We start from the raw sequence: 16,255 nt of genomic DNA, 5'->3' as shown, positions 1-16,255 counted from the left end.
TCCTCTCGGGGGTGTGGGACGCCAAGGTGGCAGATCCCGGGGACGGGGGCCACCACCGACGCGCGGCCCGGGTCGTCGGATGATCTTCGTCACCTCTAGAGTGGCCTCGACCGACGGTACGCGGGTACGGAGCGCACACATGGGACTTGCCAAGCAGAGCACGACACAGGCGCGCGAGAGCCTGGAGACCGACCGGGAGCGGGCCGCGCGCCTGCCCGAGCTCCTGCGGGAAGTGGCCGAGGCGCAGGAGGCCCTGGACGCGGTGAGGGGCTCGGGCGCCTCCGTGATCGAGGTCCACGAGCGGGGCGTGGCGCTGGACGAGGCGCTCACCGAGGCCATGCGGGCCGCCTACGCCAAGGAGCGGACACTGGTGGGGCTCAAGGGGTACCAGGACCGGATCCACCGCCGTAAGCGGTTGGCCCGGCCGCAGGTGCGCGAGGCGACGCAGACGGCGGAGACGCTGCTCACCGCTCGGGAGGCCCACCGGCTGCACGGGATCCAGCGGGTGCCGCGCCTGCCGGGATGAGGCCGGTTCCCCCGGTTCGCCGTCGGCGGCCGGGGCGCGCACGGTAGTTTGGTGTTCGGTCCCTCCGGGGACCGGACACCGCAGTAGGCGACCGTGGGGAGCGCAGTAGGAGATGGCGGATTTCATCCGCATCGATCCGACGTCGAAGGTACCGCCCTACGAGCAGATCAGGTCGATCGTGGCGATCGCGGCGGCCAACGGCGAACTCGCGGTCGGCCACCGGCTGCCGACGGTGCGCGCCCTGGCGGGCGAGCTCTCGGTGGCGGTGAACACGGTCGCGCGGGCGTACCGGGAGCTGGAGCAGGCGGGGGTGGTCGAGACCCGCGGGCGTTCGGGCACCTTCATCGCCGCGGGCGGCGACGACCAGCGCGCCGAGGCGCTGGCGGCCGCGCGCGACTACGCCGAGGTGATCTCCCGCGTGGGCCTGGACCACGACGAGGCGGTGGAGATCCTGCGCGCGGCGCTGAGGCGCTGAGGGCCGGGTGTGGAGCGGGCGCTCAGCGGCGCAGGCCGACCACGGACACCACGTAGAACGCAATCAGCCCCAGCCACACCAACGGCAGCATTCCCGGAGGCCCGAGGGTCGCGGCGACGGCGCTGATGGGGATGCTGACGCCCAGGCACACCAGTGAGAGCACGAAGCGCACGGTGTTGGAGGGCATCCCGACCTGGGCGGAAGGCGCGGGGGTCTGGCGTGCCACGTGGTGGCGGACCCGTTCCTCGATGGTGTCGTCGATGCGTTCGACGAGGGAGGCGGCCAGGGCCTCGTCGTACTCGGGTCCGAGTTCCCGACTCGCCTTGAGGGCCGCGGCGATCTCGTCGCCGCGGTGGGGGTTTTTCGTCATGTGCGCCATCGTGTCACCGCGGGGGGTCTCTGTCAGGGGCGCGGGCCCCATACCAGGGGCCAATGGGGGAGATCCCTGAGGCCGGACACGCGTCGGGGCCGCCCCCCGTGCGGGAGGCGGCCCCGTTCGCGTGTCGAACCGCGTCTAGCTCGCGAAGTCCAGCAGTTGCTGGGCGCGGCTGGGGTGGCGCAGCTTGGACAGCGACTGCTTCTCCAGCTGCCGGATGCGCTCGCGGGTCAGCCCGAGGTGCTTGCCGATCTCGTCCAGGGTGCGCGGGCGGCCGTCCATCAGGCCGAACCGCAGGGACATGATGGTCGCCTCGCGCGGCTCCAGGTCGGAGAGCGCGTTGCGCAACTGGTCGGCCATGAGCTGGCGGTCGACCACCTCGGAGGCCTCCGAGGCGTCGATGTCCTCGATGAGGTCGCCGATACGGGTCTCGCCGTCCTCGCCGATGGTCGAGTCGAGGCTGATCGGCTGGCGGGTGACCCGCAGCAGCTCCTCGATCTGGGCCGGGGTCTTGTCCAGCTCCAGGGCCAGCTCCTCGGGGGTGGGCTCACGGCCCAGCGCCTGGTGCATGTCGCGCTCCAGCCGGCTCACCTTGCTGAGGAGCTCCAGGACGTGCACGGGAAGGCGGATGGTGCGGGCGGAGTCGGCGAAGCCGCGCTGGATGGCCTGGCGGATCCACCACATGGCGTAGGTGGAGAACTTGAAGCCCTTGCTGTAGTCGAACTTCTCCACAGCGCGGATCAGGCCGAGGTTGCCCTCCTGGACCACGTCCAGCAGCGACATCCCCCGGTCGCTGTACTTCTTGGCCACCGACACCACCAGGCGCAGGTTGGCCTCCAGCATGTGGGACTTGGCCTTGCGGCCGTCCTCGGCCACCCACTCCAGCTCGTCGACCTCGGCCTCGGACATCGTGACGGAGCCGTCGACGTCGCCGTGCAGGCCCAGCCGGTACTCGGCGTAGAGCCCGGCCTCGACGCGCTTGGCCAGGTCGACCTCCTGCTCCGCGGTGAGGAGCTGGCGGCGGCCGATGGCCTTGAGGTAGGTGTGGACCGAGTCGCCCATGGCGGGCGACTGGTCGTCGAGGTCGGCCTCACCGGTCTCCGGATCGGTGGTGGCCTGGGTGGTCTCGGTCTTCTTGGTGCGCCGCGTGGTGCGGGCCTTCCTCCGGGTGGCGGGGCCCTTGCGCGCCCCTGCCTTGCCGGATGCGGCCTTGGGTGCCTCGTCGGTGTCGGGCACCGTGGCGATCAGAGTGTTTTCCAGCACGTCGTCCTCGGCGTCAGGATCGGACACCAGCGCGGAGTCGTCGCCCCCGTTGGCGAGCCGGACCCCGTTCTCGGTGAGTTCACGCAGGATGGATCGGCCGTCTCCGGAGGAGACCCCGGCCGCGGTGAAAGCGGTACGCAGTTCGGAGAGGGACAGGTGTCCCTGGGCGCGTCCGCGGGTGATCAGGTCGGCCAGGGCCGTGTCGGCGGACGCGTCCCCGTTCTGAGCGGGGCCGTCGGGGGCCTCGGCGGCGTGGGCCGAAGCGGCTAGGGCAGTGCTCGTCATCTGGGCACCTCCCTCCCTTCCAAGACGTATGGCACGTGGCGGAGGGTTCCCGCCGACTGGACGCGCCAATATGTCCAACGTGTCGGGGAGTCAAATGTTCCCTGTCTCGATTGGATATCGTCGAGAGTGGTGCAGATCACTGGTCGGAGAGTGGCGAAGCGTGTACGCGAGCGGGTAAAGGAGCCCGCTCGGGTGCGGCCGCGCTCCGGCCCGGTTGCCCGGCCGGGCCTGGAGGAGGGCGCAGGGACACGAACGGGTGGACCGATGGCTGGGGCCAACTGCGGACCTCCTTGGGAGAGGGGCCGAAGGGACCGGATACTCAGGTAGACGCGGGGGATCTCCGGGAAGTTCCCCGCCGTCCGGGCCCGGCTGTCGTCGGCCGTGGCGGCGCCGTCGGCGGACGGAGCCGACGACCCCCAGGTCAGCGCCCCTCTCCGCGGGGTGGAGCGCGGTACCCGGCGGGCCCAGGGTCCCACGCGTGCGGAGTGCGGCGGTAACGGCCGGGCGGGGCGGCACCCGGCCGGCGCCCCGGTCTTAGGTGGCGGCGCCCCGCAGCGCCACCAGGTCCGGCTTGCCCGAGGCCAGCATCGGCAGGGACCCGCGCAGGTCCAGCTCCCGCGGCGCAGCGTAGGAGGGCAGGCGCTCGCGCACCCACGCGCGCAGCTGCTCCAGCGTCGGGGGCGCGTCCGGGTCGGCGGGCACCACGACCGCGCTCACCCGCTCGCCCCACTCCGGGTCGGGGCGGCCCACGACCACCGACTCGGCCACCGCCGGGTGCTCCATCAGCAGGGCGTTGACCTGGCCGGGCACCACCTTGTGGCCGCCGGTGTTGACGACCTCGTCCATACGGCCCAGCACGGCCAGGCGTCCCTCCGCGTCCAGGCGGCCCAGGTCGTTGGTGCGCAGCCAGAGCCGCCCGTCGCCGTCGGCGGTGAGCGCCCCCGGGTCGGCGGGGCCGCCCGGGGCCAGCCGGTACCCGCTCAGGAGCACCGGCCCCGACAGCAGGATCCGCCCGGGCCCGCCGGGGGCCTCGGAGTCGATCCGCACCCGGACGCCGTCGAGGGGGACGCCGTCGTAGACGCACCCGCCGCAGGTCTCGCTCATGCCGTAGGTGGTCGCCACCCGCGCGCCCGCCGCGCGGGCCGCACCGACCAGCGCGGGTTCGGCGGCGGCCCCGCCGAGCAGGACCGACCCGAACAGGGACGGGTCCACCCCGGCGGCCATGAGCCGCCGCAGCTGCGTGGGGACCAGGGACACGTGCGGTCGCAGCCGCTCGGCCGCCTCCCGCACCGTGTCCACGTCGAAGGGGGCGTGCACCGCCCGGGCCCCCGTCACCAGGGCGCGCGTCATCACCTGGATGCCGGAGATGTGCCCGGCGGGCAGCACGCACAGCCACGGGTCGCCCGGGACGGCGCCGATCCGCGCGACCGAGGCGAGGGCGGAGGAGCGCAGCGCCTCCGCGGACAGCTCCACCCCCTTGGGGTCTCCGGTGGAGCCCGACGTGGTGACGACCAGGGCGGTGTCGGCGCCCGCCGGGGCGGAGCCCCCGAGAGAGGTCACGCCGTCCGGGCCGCGCACGGAGGAGGGCCGCATCGCGGCGAGCAGGTCGCGCACCCGCGCGTCGGGGGTGCCCGCGGGGACGGGCAGCAGGGCGGGGCCCCCGCCGTCCAGGGCGCGGGCGAGCAGGTCCCCGAACCGCTCCGGCTCCAGCCCGAGGACGGCCTGGAGGGGGCGGCCCCCCTCGGACGGGGGGACCTTGACCTGGGTGTCGACCTGATTCTCGCGTGCCACGCCCGCCAGGGTACGCCCGTCCGCCGCCAGCGCGTCCGCGGGCTCCGCGAACCCCGGCCCGAGGGCCCCGCGTCCCGGGCGGCGGCCCGGACCCGGGGCGCACCGGGGAGCCGGGCGGCCGGGTGCGTGCCTGTTCGTCCCGGCTCGCCTGGCAGAATGCGTAGGGTTGACGCTTGGACGCGGCCGACGAAGGCGCGTCCGCGTCGTCCCCAGTGTCCCCGTGAGGAGAAGTAGTAGCCGTGAGCAGCGTGATCGACTGGCAGCGGTCGGGCGAGTATTCCGACATCATCTACGAGACCGCGGAGGGCATCGCCAAGATCACGATCAACCGCCCGGAGCGGCACAACGCCTTCCGGCCCCAGACCCTGTTCGAGCTCCAGCAGGCGTTCAACGTCGCCCGCGACGACTCCGGGGTCGGCGTGATCATCTTCACCGGCGCCGGCGACCAGGCGTTCTGCTCCGGCGGCGACCAGAAGATCCGCGGCGACGACGGGTACATCGGCGACGACGCCGTGGCCCGGCAGGGCATCGGCCGGCTCAACGTCCTCGACCTGCAGGTGCAGATCCGCCGCCTGCCCAAGCCCGTCATCTGCATGGTCGCGGGCTGGTCCATCGGGGGCGGCAACGTCCTCCAGGTCTGCTGCGACCTGACCATCGCCGCCGACAACGCCAAGTTCGGCCAGACCGGACCCAAGGTCGGCTCGTTCGACGGCGGCTACGGGTCCTGGCTGCTCGCCGAGACCGTCGGCCTGAAGAAGGCCCGCGAGATCTGGTACCTGTGCCGCCAGTACAGCGCGCAGGAGGCCCTGGACATGGGCATGGTCAACACCGTGGTCCCGCTGGAGGACCTGGAGAAGGAGACCGTCGCCTGGGCGCGCGAGCTCCTGGAGAAGTCCCCCCTGGCGCTGCGCATGCTCAAGGGCGCCATCAACGCGGTCAGCGACGGCGCCGCCGGGATGCAGCAGTTCGCCGGTGACGCCACCATGCTCTACTACATGAGCGAGGAGGCCCAGGAGGGCCGGGACGCGTTCAAGGAGAAGCGGCGTCCGGAGTTCGACAAGTTCCCGCGCCGCCCGTGACGTCCTCCGTCGGGTCCGGCCCGGAGGGCGCCCCCGCCGGGGGGCGCGCCTTCGCGGTCGGCCTGCGCGACCGCTTCCGCGGCGTCACCGTCCGGGAGGGGATGCTCGTGCGCGGGCCCGCCGGCTGGGGCGAGTTCTCGCCCTTCGCCGAGTACGGTCCGCGCGAGTCCTCCCGCTGGTGGGTGGCCTGCCACGAGGCAGCCTTCCTCGGCTGGCCTGAACCGGTCCGCGACCGGGTGCCGGTCAACGTGACGGTTCCCGCGCTGGGCCCGGAGCGGGCCCACGCGATCGTCGCCGCGGGCGGTTGCGCGACCGCCAAGGTGAAGGTCGCGGAGAGGGGGCAGGACCCGGCGCAGGACCTGGCCCGCGTCGAGGCCGTCCGCGACGCCCTCGGCCCCTCCGGGAAGGTGCGCGTGGACGCCAACGGCGGCTGGGACGTGGACACCGCGGTGCGCATGGTCCGGGCCCTGGACCGGTTCGGCCTGGAGTACGTCGAACAGCCGTGTGCGACCCTGGAGGAGCTGGCCGAGGTGCGCCGCCGGGTCGACGTCCCGGTGGCCGCCGACGAGTCGATCCGCCGGGCCGAGGACCCCCTCAGGGTCAGGGCCGCCGGTGCGGCCGACATCGTGGTCCTCAAGGTCCAGCCCCTGGGCGGGGTGCGGGCCGCGCTGCGGGTGGCCGAGGCGTGCGGGCTGCCCGTGGTGGTCTCCAGCGCCGTGGAGACCTCCGTCGGTCTCGCGGCCGGGGTGGCCCTGGCCGCCGCGCTGCCGGACCTGCCCCACGCGTGCGGGCTCGCCACCGGGCAGATGCTCACCGCCGACGTCACCGCGGACCCGCTGCTGCCCCTGGACGGGTTCCTGCCGGTCCGGCCGGTGGAGGTGGACGAGGAGAGCCTGCGCGCGGTGGAGGTGGACCCCGCCGGGTGGCGTGCCCGGGCCGGTGCGGCCCGCGCCGCGGCGGACGGGGTCTCCGGAACCGGCTAGCCCCGGACCGGCGCCGGGGCCGCGGGCGCCGACGCGTCGGGCGCCGGCGCGCCCGGCGCGGATGTGCCGGGAACAACAGCGGGATTCGTTCGACCTCCGCCCGGGGTGGGGGTTGACTGGAGGGGACGAGTCCACGCGGCGATACTTGGTACACCTTGAGACGATCGAGAGAGTTGATGAATCCGTCTACCGCCCTGGCGCGGGTCCTCGTCGACGAGCTGGCCCGAGGCGGCCTGGTCGAGGCCGTGGTCGCACCGGGGTCGCGCTCGACGCCGCTCGCCCTGGCCCTCGTCGCCCACCCCGAGATCCGCGTCCACGTGCGCGTCGACGAGCGCTCCGCCTCGTTCCTGGCACTCGGCCTGGCCCGCGCGGCCCGGCGCCCGGTGGCGGTGGTGTGCACCTCCGGTACGGCGGCGGCCAACCTCCACCCGGCCGTGATGGAGGCCGACGAGAGCGCGGTGCCCCTGCTGGTGCTGACCGCCGACCGGCCTCCGGAGCTGCGGGGCACCGGGGCCAACCAGACGGTGGACCAGATCGGCCTGTACGGCGGCGCCGTGCGCATGTTCGCCGAGGTGGGCACCCCCGACCCGGTTCCCGGGATGGTCGCCTACTGGCGCTCCCTGGCCTGCCGCGCCTGGGGGGCGGCGGTGGGGGGCAGACCCGGGCCGGTCCACCTCAACGTGGCCTTCCGCGACCCCCTGACCCCCGACGACTCCGCCGACGCGTGGCCCGAGCCCCTGGAGGGGCGCCCGGACCGCCGGCCGTGGATCAACCGCCCCGGACCGCCCTCCCCTCCCGAGCCCTTCGTCCTGCCCGCCGCTGAGCGCGGCGTGATCGTGTGCGGCGACGGCGACTACGATCCGGTGCCGTTCCTGGCGCTGGCCGAGCTGACCGGGTGGCCGCTCCTGGCCGAGCCCACCTCCAACGCGCGCAGGGGGGACGCCGTCTCCACCTACCGCCAGCTCCTGGCCTCGCCCCGGTTCGTCTCCGGGCGGGCCCCGGAACTGGTGGTGAGCGTGGGGCGTCCGAACCTGTCCCGGCAGATCCTGGCGTTCCTGCGCAGGGCCGAGCGGCACGTCGCGGTGACCGCCGGAGCGGTGGGCGACCCCGCGGGGAGCCTGGCCAACGCGTTCTCCGACCCGGCCCGCACCGCCACCGACGTGGTCGCGGCGGTCGCGCCGCCGGCCGGTCTGGACCCGTCCTCCCCGCAGCGCACGGCGTGGGCCGAGCGGTGGCGGCTCGCCGAGGCCGCCGCGCGCGGCGCGCTGGACGCGGTCCTGGACGGGGACGAGGCGCTGAGCGAGCCCAGGCTCGCCCGCGACCTGGCCTCCCACCTGTCCGCGGGCTCGCTGCTGTTCGCCGGGTCGAGCATGCCCATCCGCGACCTGGACGCCACGATGCGGGCGCGCTGCGGCGTGCGCCTGGTCGGCAACCGGGGCGTGAGCGGGATCGACGGCACCGTGTCCACCGCCGTGGGCGCCGCGCTCGCCCACCAGGGCGCGGACGGCGGCCAGGCCTACGCGCTGCTGGGCGACCTGGCGCTGCTGCACGACCAGAACGGCCTGATCATCGGCCCGGGGGAGCCCCGGCCCGACCTGGCCGTCGTGGTGGTCAACAACGACGGGGGCGGGATCTTCTCCGGTCTGGAGCAGGCCGGGCACCCCGACTTCGAGCGGGTCTTCGGCACCCCGCACGGGGTGTCGATGGAGCGTGTGGCGGCCGTTGCCGACCTGCCCTACACGCGGTTGGAGTGGGCCACCGACCTGCCCAAGGCGCTCCTGGGGGAGGGCCTGCGGGTCATCGAGGTGTGCACGAAGAGACCGGACAGCGCCGCGCTGCGCCGCAGGCTGCAGTCGGCGGTGGACGAGGCGGTCGAAGCGGCCCTGTGAGGGCGCGCCGGAGCCGTCGCACGCGAACGGCACCGGTCTCGCGGGCGCGACCGTGACACGGGCCGGGCCCCGTCCCGCGGGTCCTGCGCGACCAGGGCCGCGGGAGGGAAGGGGCGCGCCGCCGGAGCCTTCGCGGGCACCGTCCGGCACGGCCCGCCGCGGCGTCGGCCGCGGACTCCGCACGGAGCCCGGGGCCGCTTCCTCCCCCACGTGCCGGGAGGTGCGCACGGGGACGGGGCGCAGGGCCGGGGGGCGTCGGCCCGGACTCCGCACCACGCCCGGACCCGCGGACACACCCCCCGGCCGCGCCCGGGGACGGTGCGCCGGACGGGGCGGCGCCGACCGGCTCCACGGCCGCTCGCGGGCGCCGGCGCGGTGCGGCTGTGACGCCGCGTGCGTGACGGTGCGGTCGTGCCCCGGTGGGGAGGGCGCTCGGCCTGAACCGCGCCGGGCCCGGCCGAGGGGCCCCTGGCCCGGCGCGGTTCAGTCCCGCCCCAGCTCGGTGCAGACGCAGGCCCTGTTCCCGTCGGGGTCGGCCAGCACGACGAAGGCCGGTGCACGGCTGTCGTCGACGACGCGCCCGCCCGCGGCGACCGCCGCGGCGATCCGCCGGTCGGCGGCTTCCGGGGGGACGCTGACGTCGACGTGGAAGCGCTGCCGGTCGGGTGCGGTCGAGCCGGTTGCCTGGAACCACAGCGGCGGGAGCTCCCCCGCCGGGTCGACCACGCTGCCGTCCGCTCCGCATCCGCCGAGAACGGCCGACCAGAACGGCAGCACCGCCTCCGACGCGGGCGTGTCCAGGGCCAGTTCCAGTACCTGTAACCGCTCCGGTCGCGCGGACAGGCCCCGGTCGGCCGCGAGCGCGCTGATGCGCTCGGCCAACCGGACGTCCTGCGCGGTCACGCCGCCGGCGTCCCGGCCGCGCAGGGCGAGCTGGACGTGCCCCGCCCGCAGGTCGGCCTCGGGCGGCCGGTCGGCCTCCTGGGCGAGTCGTCCCACGGCGGCGACGAACTCGGCCCCCGCTCCGAACGAGGCGGTCTCGAACCGGGCGCGCAGCGCTCCCAGGAGCCATCGCCACTCGGCCGGACCGGCCCTGCGGACCCCGGGGCGGGGGGTGTGCTGTGTCATGTCCCGACGATAGGCCACGGCCCCGGCACCGCGCCGGGGAACGGCCCCGGCACCGCGCCGCACACGGCGCCGGGGAGCGGCCCCGTACCGCAGCGGCACGCCCCTGCCGCCCCTGCCGCGCCGGCCGGCGGAACCGGGGTGCGCCTCACGGCCCGCCCCCCTGCCACCTGCGCCTATCCTGTGGGCCATGGCCGAACACGCGAGGCCACCGTTGAGCGGCGACCTCGCCCAGCGCGTGGTCGACCTGATCGCCCCGACGATCAGCCACAACATCAACGTGATGGACGAGCACGGCACCATCATCGCCTGCCTGGACCCCGACCGGCGCGGCACCCTCCACCGGGGCGCCCAGAGGGTGATCGCCGAGGGGCGCGGGATGCTCGTCACCGCCCCCGAGCCGGGCACCTCCGACCGGCCCGGGGCCAACGAGCCCCTGGTGGTGGACGGTGAGCTGCGCGGTGTGGTCGGGGTGACGGGGGATCCGCACGAGGTCGCGCCGCTGGCCCGGGTCGTCGCCCTGACCGTCCAGCTCCTCCTCGCCCAGGAGTACGAGCAGGACGCGGTCACCCGGCGCCACACCGAGGCCCGCGACCTCATCGCCGCCCTCAGCTCGGGCACCGCCCGCCCGGCGGCGGCCCGGGCCAGGCTGGCCGCCGCCGGTCTCGCCCCGCCCTGGTCGCTGGCCCTGTGGGCGGCCGCCGCTCCGCGTCCGGACGGCTCCGCCGCCCCTCCGGGCCTGGCCGAGACCGCCGTGGTCCGGATCAACGCCGACGCCGGGCACCGGGCCGCCGTCCTGCACGGGGCCCTCTGGCTGGTCGGTTCCGGGGCGGCCCCCGCGCCGCGGGCCCCGGGCCTGCCGCCCGAGAGCCGCCACACCGCCACCGCGCCCACCGACGACGTCGGCGTCCTGCTCGCCCACGCGGAGGAGGCGCGCGCCCTGTGCCGCTACGCCGGGCTGATCCCCGCCGCGGCGAGCGGCGTGCCGTGGTCGCGGACGATCGCCGTGGCCGTCGCCCACCTGCCCCCGCGCACCCTGGAGAACCTGGCGGGAAGGGTCGCGGAGCTCAACGGCGCGCTGCGCCGCACGGTCGTGGCGGTGGCCTCGACCACCTCGATGCAGGCCGCGGCGGACTCGGTGTACGTCCACCGCAACACCCTGCTCCAGCGGGTGGAGCGGATCCGGTCCGTGACCGGTCTGGACATCCGCAGGGCCGACCATCTGACCACGCTCCAGATGGCCCTGTACGCGTGTGACGCTCTGGGCGAATCGCACACAGGGTTCACATAAAGTCCCAGGAAGACTGGGCGAATCACCGTCGAAACGCACCGGTGATGTGCTTAGGCTCTCCTGCATGTCCACAGCGTTTCGCACACATGACGAGGCATCCCCCCTCCGCGTCGCCATCATCCCGGACTCCTTCAAGGGGAGTGCCGGGGCGGTGGACGTGGCGGCGGCGATGGCCCGGGGCGTCCAGGACGCCTTCGACGAGCAGGGCACGCCGGTGGAGGTCCGGACCCTGCCCTTCGCCGACGGCGGCGAGGGCACCCTCGACGCCCTGCTCGGCGCCTGGGGCACGACCGCGCTGACCGCGGACACCACCGACGCCCTCGGCAGGCCCGTCCGGGCCAGGTACGGGCTCTCCCCCGACCACCTGACCGGCGTCATCGAGGCCGCCGAGGCCAACGGGCTGCCCGCGGTCTCCGACGTCCCCCTCCGGCCGCTGACCGCGACCACCCGGGGCATCGGCCCCCTGGTGGCGTCGCTGCTGGACGCGGGCGTGGAGGAGATCCTCCTGTGCATCGGCGGCTCCGCCACCACCGACGGCGGCACCGGCCTCCTCGCCGCGCTGGGGGCGCGCTTCCTCGACGCGGACGGCTCCGAGCTCCCCGACGGGGGAGGGGCCCTCACCGGACTCGACCGCGTCGACCTCGACGGCCTCGACCCCCGCGCCCGCCGCGTGCGCTGGCGCATCGCCTGCGACGTCACCAACCCCCTGCTCGGCGACGAGGGCGCGGCCGCCGTCTTCGGCCCGCAGAAGGGCGCCTCCCCCGAGGACGTGCGAACCCTGGACGCCGGGCTGCGCCGCCTGGCCGACGTGCTCGCCGAGGCCTCCGGGACCGACGTCCGCGACCGCCCCGGGATGGGGGCCGCCGGCGGCCTGCCCGCGGGGCTGACCGCGCTCCTGGGCGCCGAGGTCGTCCCCGGGTCCCGCATGGTCGCCGACGTCCTGGGCGCCGAGGAGCTCCTCTCCCGGGCCGACCTCGTCCTCACCGGGGAGGGGTCCTTCGACGGCCAGTCCCTGGCCGGGAAGGTCGTCGACGCGGTGCGCCGCCTCACCCCCGCCGACCGCCCCGTCGTGGTGATCGCCGGCAGGGTCTCGGTCTCAGCCGAGGAACTCCGCCGCTCGGGCATCACCGCGGCCTTCTCCATCGCGCGGGGCCCCGGCTCCCTGGAACAGATGCAGGACGAGGCGCTCCCCGGCATCGCCTGGGCCGCCTACAACTGCTGCCGGCTCCTCGCGCACAGCTTCGCCCGACCCGTACATCCCTAAGGAAAACCGCACGTGACCGCGCTCCTGATCCTCATCGTCCTCGTGGCGGGCATCGTCCTCGCCACAGCGCGCTGGAAGGTCAACCCCTTCCTCGCGCTCATGGGCGCCGCCATCCTCGGCGCCTTCGCCTTCCGCCTTCCGCTCGGCGAGATCGTCACCACCGTGACGACGGCCTTCGGAGGCACCCTGGGCAACATCGGCCTGGTGATCCTCTTCGGCACCATGATCGGTGTGATCCTGGAGCGCTCCGGCGCCGCCATCTCCATGGCCGAGGCGCTGATCCGGCTGATCGGCACCCGGTTCCCGAACCTGACGATGACGCTGATCGGCTACATCGTCTCCATCCCCGTGTTCTGCGACTCGGGCTACGTCGTCCTCAACTCCCTGCGCAAGGCGGTCACCCTGCGCACGGGCGTCTCCTCGCTCGCCACGGCCATCGCGCTGATGACCGGCCTGTACTCGACGCACACGCTGGTGCCGCCGACCCCGGGCCCCCTCGCCGCCGCCGAGAACATCGGCATCTCCGACAACCTGGGCACGCTCATCGCCCTGGGCCTGCCGGTCGCCGCCGTGGCCGCCCTCGCGGGGCTGGCCTACGCCACCCTGTTCTCCCGCCGCGACTTCACGCCGCTGCCCGCCGAGAGCGACGACGACATCTCCACGCAGACCTACGAGGAGCTGCGCGAGAGCTACGGCCGCCTGCCCAACGCCTTCGCCGCGTTCCTGCCGATCCTGCTGCCGCTGGTGCTCATCTGCGCCTCCTCGGTGGTCAACCTCCCCGGCCGGCCGATCGGCGAGGGGACGGCCTTCGACATCGTCACGTTCCTGGGCACCCCGGTCATCGCGCTCATCATCGGCCTCATGGCCGCCGCGACGCTGCTGCGCGGCTCGGGCAAGCTGGCCCGGTTCAACGAGCAGATGCACGAGTCGATCCGCGTCGCCGCCCCGATCCTGCTCATCACCGGCGCGGGCGCCTCCTTCGGCGCCGTGCTGGCGGCCTCCCCGCTGACCGGCTTCCTGTCCGAGAACCTGGCCGGGCTCGGCATCGGCCTGGCCGTGCCGTTCCTGATCGCCGCGGCGCTCAAGACCGCCCAGGGCTCGTCGACCGTGTCGATCGTGAGCACCTCCGCGCTGATCGCGCCGATGCTCGGCTCGCTCGGGCTCGCCTCCCCCGAGGGCATGGTCCTGACCGTGCTCGCCGTGGGCGCGGGCGCGATGGTGGTCTCGCACGCCAACGACTCCTACTTCTGGGTGGTCTCCCAGCTCAGCCGCATCCCGGTGGCGACGGCCTACCGCACCCTCACGGTGGCGACCGCCGTCGAGGGCGTCGCCGCCTTCGCCGCGATCCAGGTGCTGGCCCTCTTCCTGCTGTGACCCGCCGCGGCGCGTCCCGGCCCGCACGGCCGCCGGCGCTCCGCGCCGCCTCCGCCCCCGCCGGGACCCCGGCGGGGGCGGACGCGTCCTCGGCCCCGGCCGCCTCCGCGCGCGTCCACGCGGAGGCGCGCACACCCCGCCCGCGGGGCGCGTGGGCTCCATGGGACGCCCGGGCCCGGTGGGCGGGAGGGGACCGGTCCCGACCGGAACCCACACGGGCGGATGACCGGGCGTGGCAGGTAGGACACAGGGTGTCCGACGTGTGAGGATCGCGGCGTAGGTCGACGGTGGGTGCCCTGACGACCGTGGAGCGTGACCGACCCAGGGATGTGGTGGAGTTGTAGGGGCGTTCACCTCGGTTTCACCTGTGCGAGTGGAACCTCGGCCAAGGTCGAGAGCGTCCGGCAGGAGGCCCGCCGGACGAGAACGACCCGCGCGCTCCTGCCCGACCCCGCACGTCGGCGGAGCTCACGGGAGCAGAGACGATCCCCAAGGAGAAGGTGTGCCCGAATCCGCGCCCCGCCGCCCGCTGCCGCTGCTCGGCCAGGTAGGGGGCGGTCGCTCCCGCGCGACATGCGCCCTGCGCTGTGGCGACGCCTGCTTCCACCCCGCCCCCAACACCAGCGCCAACCCCTACTTCGGCGACATCTTCCAGAAGGCCCTCTCCCGCCGCACCGCCCTGCGCGCCGGAGCGGTCGGCGCGGGCGTCTCCGCCCTCGGCCTCTCCGCCCTGGGCACCGCGGCCGCCGACCGCGGGCCCGGCCGCCCCCACCCCGCGCCCCGGCCGACCTTCACGAGCGTGCAGCCCAACACCGACGACAAGGTCACCGTCCCCCGGGGCTACGACCAGCACGTCATCATCCGCTGGGGCGACCCCGTCGTGCCCGGGGCCCCGGAGTTCGACGTCGACGCCCAGACGGCCGAGGCCCAGGAGCAGCAGTTCGGCTACAACTGCGACTACGTGGGCTTCCACCAGCTCGACGACGACAACGGCCTGCTGTGGGTCAACCACGAGTACACCAACGAGGAACTGATGTTCCCCGGGTACACGGACGGCGCGACCGCGGACGAGGAGCACGTCAGGATCGCCATGGCCGCCCACGGCGGGTCCATCGTGGAGCTGAAGCGGCACGCCGGCACCGGCGAGTGGCGCCTGGCCGACGGCGAGCGCGCCTTCAACCGGCGGCTCACCGCCTCCACCCCGATGCGCCTGACCGGCCCCGCCGCGGGGCACGAGCTGCTCAGAACCCAGGACGACCCGGACGGCACCCTGGTCAAGGGCATGCTCAACAACTGCGCGGGCGGGATGACCCCCTGGGGCACCTTCCTCAGCGCGGAGGAGAACTTCAACCAGTACTTCAGCAACGCCCCCGCCGACGCCCCCAACGCCCGGTACGGCATGGGGACCGGCCCCGCCGGCCGCCGGTGGGACCGGTTCGAGGAGCGCTTCGACCTGGCCAAGCACCCCAACGAGGCCAACCGGTTCGGCTACATCGTCGAGATCGACCCGCTGGACCCGGGCTCGGAGCCGCTCAAGCGCACCATGCTCGGCCGCTTCAAGCACGAGGGCGCCACCATCCGGATCACCGACGACGGCCGCGTGGCCGCGTACATGGGCGACGACGAGCGCTTCGACTACATGTACAAGTTCGTGAGCGCGAAGAAGTACGTCGAGGGCTCGCGCCGCCACAACCTCACCCTTCTGGACACCGGGACCCTCTACGTGGCCCGGCTGACCGGCAACAGCCCGGCCGAGGAGTTCGACGGCTCCGGGGCGCTCCCCGAGGACGGCGAGTTCGACGGCAGCGGCGAGTGGGTCGCCCTGTGCACCGACACCGAGAGCTTCGTGCCCGGGTTCGGGGTCGCCGAGGTCCTGGTGCGCACGCGGCTCGCCGCCGACGCCGTGGGCGCCACCAAGATGGACCGGCCCGAGGACTTCGAGCCGAGCCCCGTCACCGGCAAGGTCTACTGCGCGCTGACCAACAACTCCGCCCGCGAGCCCGGCCAGGCCGACGAGCCCAACCCGCGCGGCCCCAACAAGCACGGCCACATCCTGGAGATCGTGGAGGCGGGCTCGGACGCCGGGGCCACGGAGTTCGCCTGGAACGTGCCCATCGTCTGCGGCGACCCCGAGGACGACGGCACCTACTACGCGGGCTTCGACAAGTCCAAGGTCATGCCGATCTCGGCGCCGGACAACCTGACCTTCGACAAGGACGGCAACCTGTGGATCTCCACGGACGGCCAGCCCGGGGCGCTGGGCATCAACGACGCCCTGCACGTGGTCCCCGTCGAGGGCCGCTTCCGGGGTGAGCTGAGGACCTTCGCCACCGTTCCGGTCGGCGCCGAGGCCTGCGGACCGCTCATCTCGAAGGACAACAAGACGGTGTTCCTCGCGCCGCAGCACCCCGGCGACGGGGGCACCCTGGCGGAGCCCACCAGCACCTGGCCCGACGGCGACTTCCCGCGCCCGTCCGTGGTGTGCATCTGGCACACCGCCGGGCGCGACGTCGGCAAGTAGACCCCCTCCCGGA

General features: G+C 74.5%; 13 protein-coding genes. 9 read left to right on the top strand and 4 right to left on the bottom strand.

Annotation, left to right across the window (positions count from 1 at the left end; all coding sequences use genetic code 11):
• Positions 1 to 139 precede the first annotated feature (139 nt).
• Complete coding sequence (locus ACIRPH_RS01725) at positions 140 to 526, top strand: hypothetical protein (RefSeq protein WP_402908083.1); 387 nt, start codon at positions 140 to 142, stop codon at positions 524 to 526.
• 112 nt (positions 527 to 638) lie between these two features.
• Positions 639 to 1,001 (top strand): GntR family transcriptional regulator, encoded by a 363-nt coding sequence (locus ACIRPH_RS01720; RefSeq protein WP_402908081.1) that lies wholly within the window; start codon positions 639 to 641, stop codon positions 999 to 1,001.
• A gap of 22 nt (positions 1,002 to 1,023) precedes the next feature.
• On the opposite strand, the gene ACIRPH_RS01715 is transcribed toward ACIRPH_RS01720, so the two are convergent.
• The 3 genes from ACIRPH_RS01715 to ACIRPH_RS01705 all read right to left on the bottom strand — a co-directional run bounded on the left by ACIRPH_RS01715 (position 1,024) and on the right by ACIRPH_RS01705 (position 4,716).
• A complete protein-coding gene (locus tag ACIRPH_RS01715; RefSeq protein ID WP_402908079.1) occupies positions 1,024 to 1,380 on the bottom strand; it encodes a hypothetical protein in 357 nt (118 codons plus the stop codon).
• A 135-nt stretch (positions 1,381 to 1,515) separates the two neighbouring features.
• Positions 1,516 to 2,925, bottom strand: a complete 1,410-nt coding sequence (locus ACIRPH_RS01710; RefSeq protein ID WP_402908077.1) for an RNA polymerase sigma factor — start codon at positions 2,923 to 2,925, stop codon at positions 1,516 to 1,518.
• Between the two features lie 534 nt (positions 2,926 to 3,459).
• Complete coding sequence (locus tag ACIRPH_RS01705) at positions 3,460 to 4,716, bottom strand: AMP-binding protein (RefSeq protein WP_402908075.1); 1,257 nt, start codon at positions 4,714 to 4,716, stop codon at positions 3,460 to 3,462.
• A gap of 239 nt (positions 4,717 to 4,955) precedes the next feature.
• Here ACIRPH_RS01705 and menB point away from each other — a divergent pair, with 239 nt between their 5' ends.
• The 3 genes from menB (at position 4,956) to menD (ending at position 8,667) form a co-directional block, all read left to right on the top strand.
• Positions 4,956 to 5,795 carry a 1,4-dihydroxy-2-naphthoyl-CoA synthase gene (gene menB / locus ACIRPH_RS01700; RefSeq protein WP_402908073.1) on the top strand — a complete coding sequence of 280 codons (840 nt, stop codon included), beginning with the start codon at positions 4,956 to 4,958 and terminating at the stop codon, positions 5,793 to 5,795.
• A complete protein-coding gene (locus ACIRPH_RS01695) occupies positions 5,792 to 6,778 on the top strand; it encodes an o-succinylbenzoate synthase (protein WP_402908071.1) in 987 nt (328 codons plus the stop codon). The genes menB and ACIRPH_RS01695 overlap by 4 nt, the downstream gene beginning before the upstream one ends.
• Positions 6,779 to 6,954: 176 nt before the next feature.
• Positions 6,955 to 8,667: a 2-succinyl-5-enolpyruvyl-6-hydroxy-3-cyclohexene-1-carboxylic-acid synthase gene (gene menD / locus ACIRPH_RS01690; protein WP_402908069.1), complete on the top strand. Its 1,713-nt coding sequence runs from the start codon at positions 6,955 to 6,957 to the stop codon at positions 8,665 to 8,667.
• A 483-nt stretch (positions 8,668 to 9,150) separates the two neighbouring features.
• On the opposite strand, the gene ACIRPH_RS01685 is transcribed toward menD, so the two are convergent.
• Positions 9,151 to 9,795 carry a VOC family protein gene (locus tag ACIRPH_RS01685; protein ID WP_402908067.1) on the bottom strand — a complete coding sequence of 215 codons (645 nt, stop codon included), beginning with the start codon at positions 9,793 to 9,795 and terminating at the stop codon, positions 9,151 to 9,153.
• Between the two features lie 187 nt (positions 9,796 to 9,982).
• Here ACIRPH_RS01685 and ACIRPH_RS01680 point away from each other — a divergent pair, with 187 nt between their 5' ends.
• The 4 genes from ACIRPH_RS01680 to ACIRPH_RS01665 all read left to right on the top strand — a co-directional run bounded on the left by ACIRPH_RS01680 (position 9,983) and on the right by ACIRPH_RS01665 (position 16,242).
• On the top strand, positions 9,983 to 11,083 hold the full coding sequence (locus tag ACIRPH_RS01680; RefSeq protein WP_402908065.1) for a CdaR family transcriptional regulator: 1,101 nt from the start codon (positions 9,983 to 9,985) through the stop codon (positions 11,081 to 11,083).
• A 64-nt stretch (positions 11,084 to 11,147) separates the two neighbouring features.
• On the top strand, positions 11,148 to 12,347 hold the full coding sequence (locus tag ACIRPH_RS01675) for a glycerate kinase (RefSeq protein WP_402908063.1): 1,200 nt from the start codon (positions 11,148 to 11,150) through the stop codon (positions 12,345 to 12,347).
• A gap of 12 nt (positions 12,348 to 12,359) precedes the next feature.
• Entirely contained in the window at positions 12,360 to 13,721 is a 1,362-nt protein-coding gene (locus ACIRPH_RS01670) for a GntP family permease (RefSeq protein WP_402908061.1), read from the top strand.
• Positions 13,722 to 14,223: 502 nt separating this feature from the next.
• Entirely contained in the window at positions 14,224 to 16,242 is a 2,019-nt protein-coding gene (locus ACIRPH_RS01665) for a PhoX family protein (protein WP_402908059.1), read from the top strand.
• The last annotated feature ends 13 nt before the right edge of the window (positions 16,243 to 16,255 follow it).

It is taken from the genome of Nocardiopsis sp. NPDC101807, assembly GCF_044766605.1.
GTDB lineage: Bacteria > Actinomycetota > Actinomycetes > Streptosporangiales > Streptosporangiaceae > Nocardiopsis > Nocardiopsis tropica.
The sequence above is the reverse complement of the archived record's forward strand: the minus strand, read 5'-3'. Positions and strand labels throughout refer to the sequence as shown.